10 protein-coding genes and 1 rRNA gene are annotated in these 9,563 nt (G+C 51.3%); 2 read left to right on the top strand and 9 right to left on the bottom strand.

Annotated features, from left to right (window positions below; all coding sequences use genetic code 11):
• Positions 1–224 (bottom strand): 16S ribosomal RNA (locus tag B1A75_RS08760); the annotation flags it as partial.
• A gap of 579 nt (positions 225–803) precedes the next feature.
• Positions 804–1,682: a nucleotidyltransferase-like protein gene (locus B1A75_RS08755; RefSeq protein ID WP_074043151.1), complete on the bottom strand. Its 879-nt coding sequence runs from the start codon at positions 1,680–1,682 to the stop codon at positions 804–806.
• Between the two features lie 374 nt (positions 1,683–2,056).
• On the opposite strand from B1A75_RS08755, the gene B1A75_RS08750 reads away from it, so the two are divergent.
• Positions 2,057–2,410 carry a YgzB family protein gene (locus tag B1A75_RS08750; protein WP_074043152.1) on the top strand — a complete coding sequence of 118 codons (354 nt, stop codon included), beginning with the start codon at positions 2,057–2,059 and terminating at the stop codon, positions 2,408–2,410.
• Positions 2,411–2,435: 25 nt separating this feature from the next.
• On the opposite strand, the gene perR is transcribed toward B1A75_RS08750, so the two are convergent.
• From perR to B1A75_RS08715, 7 genes are all read right to left on the bottom strand, one after another.
• The gene (gene perR, locus B1A75_RS08745) at positions 2,436–2,894 is read right to left on the bottom strand and encodes a peroxide-responsive transcriptional repressor PerR (RefSeq protein WP_020279379.1); all 459 of its coding nucleotides are present in this window, start codon (positions 2,892–2,894) and stop codon (positions 2,436–2,438) included.
• Positions 2,895–3,118: 224 nt separating this feature from the next.
• Positions 3,119–3,595, bottom strand: a complete 477-nt coding sequence (bcp, locus tag B1A75_RS08740; RefSeq protein ID WP_079936058.1) for a thioredoxin-dependent thiol peroxidase — start codon at positions 3,593–3,595, stop codon at positions 3,119–3,121.
• 65 nt (positions 3,596–3,660) lie between these two features.
• A complete protein-coding gene (locus B1A75_RS08735) occupies positions 3,661–4,065 on the bottom strand; it encodes a potassium channel family protein (RefSeq protein ID WP_074043153.1) in 405 nt (134 codons plus the stop codon).
• Between the two features lie 169 nt (positions 4,066–4,234).
• On the bottom strand, positions 4,235–5,188 hold the full coding sequence (locus B1A75_RS08730; RefSeq protein WP_074043154.1) for an L-lactate dehydrogenase: 954 nt from the start codon (positions 5,186–5,188) through the stop codon (positions 4,235–4,237).
• A 144-nt stretch (positions 5,189–5,332) separates the two neighbouring features.
• Positions 5,333–6,118, bottom strand: a complete 786-nt coding sequence (locus tag B1A75_RS08725) for an ABC transporter permease (RefSeq protein WP_033024738.1) — start codon at positions 6,116–6,118, stop codon at positions 5,333–5,335.
• A 3-nt stretch (positions 6,119–6,121) separates the two neighbouring features.
• A complete protein-coding gene (locus tag B1A75_RS08720) occupies positions 6,122–6,913 on the bottom strand; it encodes an ABC transporter permease (RefSeq protein WP_074043155.1) in 792 nt (263 codons plus the stop codon).
• Complete coding sequence (locus tag B1A75_RS08715; protein ID WP_074043156.1) at positions 6,906–7,910, bottom strand: ABC transporter ATP-binding protein; 1,005 nt, start codon at positions 7,908–7,910, stop codon at positions 6,906–6,908. The genes B1A75_RS08720 and B1A75_RS08715 overlap by 8 nt, the downstream gene beginning before the upstream one ends.
• Before the next feature lie 366 nt (positions 7,911–8,276).
• Here B1A75_RS08715 and B1A75_RS08705 point away from each other — a divergent pair, with 366 nt between their 5' ends.
• Positions 8,277–9,563, top strand: coding sequence for a glutamate-1-semialdehyde 2,1-aminomutase (locus B1A75_RS08705; RefSeq protein WP_074043157.1), 1,287 nt, complete (start codon positions 8,277–8,279; stop codon positions 9,561–9,563).

The raw sequence follows: 9,563 nt of genomic DNA, 5'->3' as shown, positions 1-9,563 counted from the left end.
GCCAAAGGCCGCCTTTCAACCAAAGACCATGCGGTCTTCGGTGTTATCCGGTATTAGCTCCGGTTTCCCGGAGTTATCCCGGTCTTGCGGGCAGGTTGCCCACGTGTTACTCACCCGTCCGCCGCTGACCGAATCAGAGCAAGCTCCAATCCAGTCCGCTCGACTTGCATGTATTAGGCACGCCGCCAGCGTTCGTCCTGAGCCAGGATCAAACTCTCCAAAGAAAGTTGATCAACTTTTCAGCTTCGGCTCGCCGCCGCTCAAGGTCAAATCACCTTCACCTTCGGAATGTGAACATCCCTCCAGGCGAAGAACATTTGCCCTTCGCGATCGCCAGGATGGCGATATTTCGCCGTCGCCCGCAGGACGCGGGCTGCCTTTAGGCGAAATTACGGCGCCTCCGCTTTTCGTTTGCGCTTCGTTTCGTTCAGTTTTCAAGGAACGAGGCTGCTGCCTAGACTTACTCCCTTGCAATCTTGCGTCGAGGAATCCAACTCCTCTGGACTCCCTCAAACGCAAATTTGTTTTCCGCTTCCTAAAGCGGCCCTTACATCATAGCATTTTTATTGTTCGTTGTCAACAGCCTTTTATTCATACCGCTCCGCAACATTTTCCCGCCGCGGCAGCGATTTAAAATATATCATCGTTCGACAAGGAAGTCAAGAGCTTTTTTCGGCCGGGCTGCCTCCTTCCTTCAATGATCTTGGCAACTGACATTTGTATAAACACAATGAAATTCCTAATAGCATCCATCCTCTCACCGGCTCCCTTCCACTTTTTTTGGGAGCAGCGGAAGGGGACCGTCAAAATTCTTTTTTTTGCAACGTGTAATACCGTTCGAGCATTGTATTTCCTTTTGTCGGCATTTCCACGACGGTTAGCACTTTCCTTTCGACAAGATACTCAAGCATGATGACAAGATCAACCGAGTAAGGCGCAAACTGCGGATGACCGGTCATTTCCTCAATGCTCCAAGCACCATTTTTTTCTTTCAGCGCTTCGCATAAATGAGAGGAACCTGGTTCTACGTAAGAATGAATCAAAAATTCACTGGCCAGCAACAAAAGTTCCAGCCGTTTCGGAAGCGGTTCTTCACTTCCGACGAGTTCTTCATACAGTTTATAAATCCTTCCATCCATTCGCTTGACTTGATTCCATACGGTCACTTCCGGGTAAAGTCCGTGCTCGATCACGGTCAATCGCGCCAAATGATGGAGGGCTTGCACCATATGGTTGTATGAGTCGAGCCAATGCCTAGCGGCAAACAGCGCCTTGCCATCCGTATAGCGGCGGATCAGCTTGGCAAACTCGAGTCCCATTTTCAATCGCCGTTCCTTAGGCGGGAATTGCTCAAGGCGCTGGCGCAACTGCTGAACATAGCCGTCGCGATCAAACACGACCTTTCCGTTGAACACCCAGTCGACCGCCTTTCGATGTGACCCGAGAACAAGCCATTCATTTAACTGCCGTTCACTGACTGCATAAAGCACCGCCTTTTTCTCGTTTAGTGAATACTGCCTGAGAAGCATCGGCTCGCTTTGCGGGTCGACAATGACGAGCAGCACGACATCAAACGTATCCGTTGTTGCTGCATGGCAAGCCGTTTTTTCAATCATTAAAATTCCGTGCGTGTTGCAGCGGTTTGCCCATTCGTGACAGATGGGATGCAGCAATTCTTTCATACCTCGCGCCCGTTGCAGAAAGCCGGCCGCGATATCCGGCGGACAAATCCCTCAGATATCCTAACATATCGATTGACAGACAACCATGCGTTCCCACTTTGAGCCGGCTGTTTTTTCTGCAACGTTTTTTCCTCCCTTCCACCGTCATCAATAATCACATTGCGTTTGTGCAGATGTTCAAACAATGCTGTCAACGCCTGTTTCATTTCAGAAAGACCGGAATGCTTGCATCCATGAAGCTGTCGTTTGTTGCCGTCATTCGTTATTCGACAAAAAACGAGGAATTCCTTTCTTTAAAACGTCGATTTTGTTGATTTCTTCTTCGCGATGGTACCCCGTTTTATGGTATAGTGGTCTATGTAGGAGGGACGGTTATGGGCGTTAAATATTCGAGCAAAATCAACAAAATTCGCACTTTCGCCTTAAGCTTGATTTTTATCGGTGTCATTGTCATGTATCTTGGGCTGTTTTTTCGTACGTCCCCGGTCATCATGACGTTGTTTATGTTGTTTGGGATGTTGTTTCTTGTCGCCAGCGGCATTGTATACTTTTGGATCGGCACGCTCTCGACGAGAGCCGCCCAAGTTGTTTGCCCGTCGTGCGGCAAAGTGACAAAAATGCTCGGACGCGTCGATTTATGCATGTTTTGCAGCGAACCGTTGACGCTAGACCGTGAACTGGAAGGAAAAGAGTTTGACGAAAAGTACAACAAAAAAAGAAAAAGCTGATAGCCGCCTTGTGCTATCAGCTTTTTTAATGTGAATGCGCCGGCGCCCCGCTTTTTTGACAGTCAGGGCAGACTCCGTACACTTCCATGCGATGGTGGTCGACCTTAAAACCGGTGACGTGAGCGGCGAGCTGCTCGACTTCATCGAGCGCTGGATAGTGGAAATCGACAATTTTGCCGCACTCTTCACAGATGACGTGATAATGATTGGAAGTGACGAAGTCAAACCGGCTTGACGAATCGCCGTACGTCAGCTCTTTGACAAGCCCGATTTCCTTAAAGACGCGCAAGTTATTGTAGACGGTAGCTACGCTCATGTTTGGGAATTTCCCTTCCAGCGCTTTGTATATTTCATCAGCCGTCGGATGGGACATCGAGCTGATCAAATACTCCAATATCGCATGACGTTGCGGCGTGATGCGTATGCCAGTCTTTTTCAGCATGTCAAGCGCTTCCTTCAGTTGCTCGTTGTCAGACACCGTCATGCACCTCACTCTCTGTTCAAAGGTGAAAAAAATTATCACTTTATAATATTTATAATTAGTCTACAAAGAATGCATGCCATTTGTCAATATAGATGCCATTAATATATGGGTTCGGACGCCATTTTAACAAAAAAAGGAGGCGGAAATTGTTTCCGCCTCTTATGTCATTCATTTGAGGAGGTTACTATGTATCATACGCAAAACGATGTACATTGTCTGGACGCTTACCTAGATGACGCCAGTCGGGCGACTTCCGCAAGCGCCTCATCGACATGCCCCTTCACTTTTACCCCGCGCCATTCTTTGACCAACGTTCCGTCGGGGGCGATAATGAATGTCGAGCGCTCAATGCCCATATATTCCTTGCCGAAATTTTTCTTTTTCTTCCATACCCCATACAGCTCGGCCACTTCATGCCACTCATCAGAAAGAAGCAAAAATGGCAACTCATATTTTTCGATAAACACCTCATGCCGCTTCATCGGGTCGGTGCTCACTCCTAAAATGACGGCGTTCAACTCGGCGAACTGCGCATGGCGGTCGCGAAAGTCGCACGCTTCGGCTGTGCACCCCGGGGTCATGTCTTTTGGATAAAAGTAAAGCACCACATACCGGCCGCGAAAATCAGACAGCGAAACCATTTTCCCATTGCTTGCCGGCAAGGTGAAATCTGGAGCTGGCTGGCCAATGGCAATCGTCATGTCGTTCCCCCCGTCTTCTTCGTTTTCTTTTAGCGTAGCGAAGACGAAGGGAAATTGCAACAACATCAGCGATGATCCCAGTCAAACACGGTGCGCGTCACGATGACAGCGGGCATAATGTAGCCGAGAAGCGCTTCGGCAATGGCGATCCACCGCCCGACGCCGATCGGAGTGACATCGCCGTATCCGACCGACAAAAGCGTCATGCCGCTTAAATACAGGCTGTCTTCAAGCAGCGACAAACGATCTTCCGATGCGCTATTTGGGGATGGGGTAAACACGGCATGGCCGTTCGCCTGCAAAATCATATAAATCATGGCAAAACCGAGCAACATCGTTAAATACCATTGAACGAGAACCCATAAGCTATCGAGTGACAGGCGATGCGTCGCTTGCACGCGCGCTGTCCAAAGCGAGGTGATGCTGCCGAGCAGTACGGCGGCAACAACGCCAAGGAAGGCGTAATCCATCACGTTCCCCCCATTTTTGTCCGTCGTTCATATATACGCGGACAACCGGGCGATTATACCGCATGACCCTCCGCACCCTGCTTGAATCGGCAGCACTCCTGTATTCCACCGGATCGCCCGACACGTTTGGCAAGCCGGCGTCCCGTCGGACGAAGTCAATCGTTGCGCTTTACTGCGCAAAATAGCGCGCCAATACACATTTTAACGTCGCAGCGCTACGGTGGAACCATTTTTTCTCCTCCTCGTCAAGTTCAATTTCAATCACTTCGCGGATGCCATTTCGGTTGATCACAGCAGGCACACCGATGTAGACATCGCGTTCGCCGTATGGGCCGTCCAAGTAAGCGGAAACGGTCAAAATTGCGTTTTCATTATGCAAAATGGCGCTCGTCACGCGGGCAAGCCCCATAGCAATCCCGTAGTACGTCGCTCCTTTTTTCTCAATAATTTGGTAGGCGGCATCGCGCACATTGACAAAAATGCGCTCGAGCTCTTTTTGCGCTTCTTCCCCTTTAGACTCGACTAGCTTGCGGATCGGCACGCCGCCGATATCAGCCTGGCTCCAGACCGGGAGTTCAGTGTCGCCATGTTCGCCGATAATATAGGCGTGCACGTTCGTCGGGGCGACGGCGAAATAGTCGCCCAACAAAAAGCGGAACCGCGCCGTGTCCAAAATCGTACCCGATCCGATTACCCGCTCTTGCGGCAGGCCGCTGAATTTCCACGTCGCGTACGTTAAAATGTCGACCGGATTGGTGGCGACGAGAAACAGTCCTTGAAATCCGGATGCCATGACCGACTCAACGATCGAGCGGAAAATGGCAATGTTTTTGTCTACAAGATCAAGCCGCGTCTCGCCCGGTTTTTGGTTGGCACCGGCGCAAATGACAACCAAATCGGCATCGCGGCAATCATCGTAATCGCCGTGCCAAATGTCAGCCGGCTTCGGCGCAAATACTTTCCCATGGTTTAAGTCCATCGCATCGCCCTCAGCCTTGTTTTCATTTGCATCGATGAGCACGATCTCATCGGCAATCCCTTGATTCATTAAGGCAAACGCATAACTGGCGCCGACAAACCCGGTGCCGACGACCGCTACCCGATTTCCTCTCCCGTTTTTCATCACTGTTCACCCCTTCTTCCTTTTGTGAATATATTCACAAGTTATTTTACGCCATAACATGCTAACGATACAGACAAGATTGTGTCGATTGCTTGACCATTGTTTGTCATTTTGATGGCAAACGAACAAAAGCGGGCCGGGCGCCTAGCTCCCCGTCCCGCGATATCGTCTCACCCCGGCGTTCCAAAGCATGACCGAGACGGCGAAACAGACGGCACCGACCACCGGAGTGAAAAAGACATAGCCATACCATTCCTCTTTGTCAAGAAAATAGGAGGCTGGATAAACGCCGACAAAGGCAAACGGCAGCACCCACGTTAAAATATAGCGGATGACGCGATGATAAATATCGATCGGGTAGCGGCCATAGCTGCTGATGTTGTACATCATCGGCATGATTGATGTTCGGGCGTCGGCAAAAAAACTGATCGTCGCCAGCGAAATGAAAATGCCGGCATAAATCAACACACCGCCAATCACAAGCAAAATAAACACGAAGACATCATACCAATGAAACGAAAGAGACAAGCGGCTGCCGGCATACAGCATAATGATCAGCCCGGGCACAGCGCCAAGCAGCGATTCAAGCTCCATCCGCTCCAAAACAATTTGAAACAGGCTGTTTAGCGGGCGCGTCAACACGCGGTCCATTTCCCCCTGCACAATATATCGTTCATTAAAATCCCATAGGTTAAAAAAGGCGCCAAATACGGCATACGGGACAAGAAAAAAACCGTAAATAAACAAAATCTCATCGCGCGACCAGCCGTGAAGCAGCGTCGTATGGCCGAACACAACCAGCAAAAATACCAAGTTGACCGCCTGAGCCATAAAGTCAGACAGCCACTCCACGAACAAATCGGCTCGATATTGCAGCTTTGTCTTCATATATTGCGCCATGTATTGAAAAAAAACCGATACGTAAAACAACGTTTACCCCCCTTGCACAACGAGACGCTTTTTCGCCGCTCTCCATAACCATCCAATCGGGAAAAGCAATACGATGCACCACGTTGCCTGCAGAAGCAGGCCATCACGGACAGCAGCACCTTTAAAACTTTCTGTAATGATCATGCTTGGGATGTAGCTGATGGCTTGAAACGGGAAATACATCATCGCCCGTTGCGCCCAATCGGGATAAAAGGAAAGCGGCAAAATGAGCCCAGAAAACAAGTCGATGATAAACCGCTTCGCCCGCAGCAACCCTTCATTTCGGAACGTAAAGAACGTCACAACCCCCGCAAGCAAGTTCAGCTCCGAAAAAATGATAAAGCTGAATAGAAGCGACAAGCCGAAAGACAGCCACGTTTTGGCGTGTCCCGGAAACTGAAGCGGCAAAAAAAGCGATACGACCAAAAGCCCAGGCAGCGATAAAAAGAAAAGGCGAAACAACCCTTCGCCAAGCCCTTGCACAGCTTTCATCCCTAAATAGCTGTACGGGCGGATGAGTTCGACCGCCACTTTTCCATCGCGGATTTCCATGGCGATTTCACGGTCAAGATTGTTAAAATAAAACGCCCGCGCCAGCCACGAAATGGCGACATACGTCGTCATTTGCCCAAGCGACATCCCTTGCATCGATGATTTGCCGCCATAAATGGCTGACCAAAGGAAGTAATACGCTGCGATGTTAATGGCGTAAATCAAAATGCCAGTGTAATAGTTTGTCCGGTAGGCGAGCATCATTAAAAAGCGGATGCGGACCATTTCGACATACTTACCCATGAACCGCACCTTCCTCATAAATATTGCGGATGATCTCCTCCGTCGGCACTTCGTGAATATGGATGTCGTTTAACGCACAACGGGCGGCGACGCGACTGACAACTTCCGGCACGCCTCCCGGCGGGACGTGCGCGACCCAAACGTTTGGCTGCTCGCCTTTTTTCCAAACAACATTCAACCCTTCGGTCAACTGCCGCAAAAAAGCGGCCGTCACCGCTTCGGCGAACGTAAAGGCGACCCGTTTTCCTTGCCCCCATCTTTCTTTCAGGCGCTCAAGCGACCCATCGTAAATGATTTTCCCTTCATCGAGCATAATGACCCGCTCGCAAAGCGCTTCAATGTCTGACATGTCGTGCGTCGTCAGCAGGATCGTCGTGCCATACCGTTCATTCAACTGCTTTAAAAACTGACGGATGTTGAGTTTGACAAGCACATCAAGGCCGATCGTCGGTTCATCCAAAAACAACAGCGGCGGGTTGTGAATGAGCGCAGCGGCGAGCTCGCAGCGCATCCGTTGGCCAAGCGACAGCTTGCGCACCGGCTTATCAAGCAGCGGGCCGATCTCAAGCATCTCGATCACCTCGCCCATATGGCGTCGGTATTGCTCGTCCGAGACGCGGTACACTTTTTTCAACAGCCGGAACGACTCTTGAACGGCGATGTCCCACCATAATTGCGAACGCTGACCGAACACGACGCCGATGGTGCGCACGAATTTTTCCCGCTCTTTATGCGGATTCATCCCGTTGACGACAATGCGCCCAGACGTTGGCGTTAAAATGCCGGTCAACATTTTGATCGTCGTGGATTTGCCGGCGCCGTTTTCGCCGATATAGCCGACGATTTCCCCTTGCTTGACGGCAAACGAAATGTCATCGACCGCTCGAACGATCGTATAACGGCGCGTCCATAAATCGCGAAACGCTCCGACAAGGCCGGAGCGGCTGGCATGCACTTTAAATTCTTTGCGCAAACGTTCTACTTCAATCGCATTCATCGTTCTCCTCCTGATCTCTCCTTGGCGTCAAACGAAAAAGGCGGCTTGCGCCTTTCTCCTATGTTGCATTATACATGAATCGCCGCCATTTTCACCTTTTTTGTTTTCCAGTCCGTTGACGCCATTGCGTTAGGCGCCGCATCCGATTTAAATCAATGCCCACTCGCCGATCGACCGTCGGCAACAGTTGGATGTCGGTTTCCACCCATACGGAAACAAAATATTTCCCTGTCGGATTTTTTCGAATCAGCACGTCAATGATGGGAGAAACCGATCCATCTCCCGCCTACGCCTATAGCATTGAAGTTTGAGTCTTCTCGGTTTACTATATAAAGAGGCAGTCAGCGGAAACAGGAGGATCAAACAATGCAGTGGACCAAATCAGAACAATTATATGAAGAAGCGCTCCAGCACATTGTCGGCGGGGTGAACAGCCCGTCCCGCTCATACAAAGCGGTCGGCGGCGGCGCTCCAGTCGTGATGGTGCGAGCGCAAGGGGCGTATTTTTGGGATGTGGACGGAAACAAGTACATCGACTATTTGGCCGCTTACGGACCGATCATCGCCGGGCACGCCCATCCGCACATCGCGGAAGCCATCCGACGCGCTGCGGAAACCGGGGTGCTGTACGGCACGCCGACGCCGCATGAGATCACGTTTGCCAAAATGTTAAAAGAGGCGATCCCGTCGCTCGAGAAAGTGCGGTTTGTCAACTCGGGAACAGAGGCGGTGATGACCACGATCCGCGTCGCCCGCGCCTACACCGGACGAAGCAAAATCGTGAAATTCGCCGGTTGCTACCATGGCCATTCAGATCTTGTGCTCGTCGCCGCCGGCTCGGGGCCGTCGACGTTGGGGACGCCGGACTCAGCCGGCGTGCCGCCAAGCATCGCCCAAGAGGTCATTACCGTGCCATACAATGATGTCGAATCGTTCCGTGAAGCGATGGACGTTTGGGGCGAGCAAGTCGCAGCGGTCCTCGTTGAGCCGATCGTGGGCAACTTCGGCATCGTCCTGCCAAAACCAGGCTTTTTAGAAGCGATCAATGAAATTGCCCACAAGGAAGGGGCGCTCGTCATTTACGATGAAGTGATCACCGCCTTCCGCTTTATGTACGGCGGAGCGCAAAACTTGCTCGGTGTGGAGCCCGACTTGACGGCGATGGGGAAAATCATCGGCGGCGGCTTGCCGATTGGGGCATATGGCGGACGCCAAGACATTATGGAACAAGTCGCTCCGCTCGGACCGGCGTACCAGGCCGGGACGATGGCCGGCAACCCGGCGTCGATGCTCGCTGGCATCGCCTGCCTTGAAGTGTTGAAACAAGAGGGCGTCTATGAGCATCTCGACCGGTTAGGGGCGATGTTGGAAGAAGGCATCCTTGCCCATGCCCGCCAATGCGGCCTGCCGGTGACCGTCAACCGCTTAAAAGGCGCGCTCACCGTTTTCTTCACCGACGAAAAAGTGGAAAACTACGAGCAAGCCCAGCGCAGCGACGGCGAGTTGTTTGCAAAATTTTTCAAGCTCATGCTCAAACAAGGAATCAATCTTGCACCGTCAAAATACGAGGCTTGGTTTATCACCCTCGCCCATACGGAAGACGACATCGCCTACACGATCGATGCAGTTGGCAAGGCGTTCCGGCAGCTTTGA

This window comes from Geobacillus sp. LEMMY01 (assembly GCF_002042905.1).
Lineage (GTDB): Bacteria > Bacillota > Bacilli > Bacillales > Anoxybacillaceae > Geobacillus > Geobacillus proteiniphilus.
This window is presented reverse-complemented; position numbering and strand designations above follow the sequence as displayed.

What these genes read in the sequence shown, in the direction of transcription:
- B1A75_RS08730 (WP_074043154.1), bottom strand. Translation starts at nt 5,188, where the DNA reads ATGAAAAACGGGAGAGGAAATCGGGTAGCGGTCGTCGGCACCGGGTTT.
- B1A75_RS08705 (WP_074043157.1), top strand. Translation starts at nt 8,277, where the DNA reads ATGCAGTGGACCAAATCAGAACAATTATATGAAGAAGCGCTCCAGCAC.
- B1A75_RS08720 (WP_074043155.1), bottom strand. Translation starts at nt 6,913, where the DNA reads ATGGGTAAGTATGTCGAAATGGTCCGCATCCGCTTTTTAATGATGCTC.
- B1A75_RS08715 (WP_074043156.1), bottom strand. Translation starts at nt 7,910, where the DNA reads ATGAATGCGATTGAAGTAGAACGTTTGCGCAAAGAATTTAAAGTGCAT.
- B1A75_RS08735 (WP_074043153.1), bottom strand. Translation starts at nt 4,065, where the DNA reads ATGGATTACGCCTTCCTTGGCGTTGTTGCCGCCGTACTGCTCGGCAGC.
- bcp (WP_079936058.1), bottom strand. Translation starts at nt 3,595, where the DNA reads ATGACGATTGCCATTGGCCAGCCAGCTCCAGATTTCACCTTGCCGGCA.
- B1A75_RS08750 (WP_074043152.1), top strand. Translation starts at nt 2,057, where the DNA reads ATGGGCGTTAAATATTCGAGCAAAATCAACAAAATTCGCACTTTCGCC.
- perR (WP_020279379.1), bottom strand. Translation starts at nt 2,894, where the DNA reads ATGACGGTGTCTGACAACGAGCAACTGAAGGAAGCGCTTGACATGCTG.
- B1A75_RS08755 (WP_074043151.1), bottom strand. Translation starts at nt 1,682, where the DNA reads ATGAAAGAATTGCTGCATCCCATCTGTCACGAATGGGCAAACCGCTGC.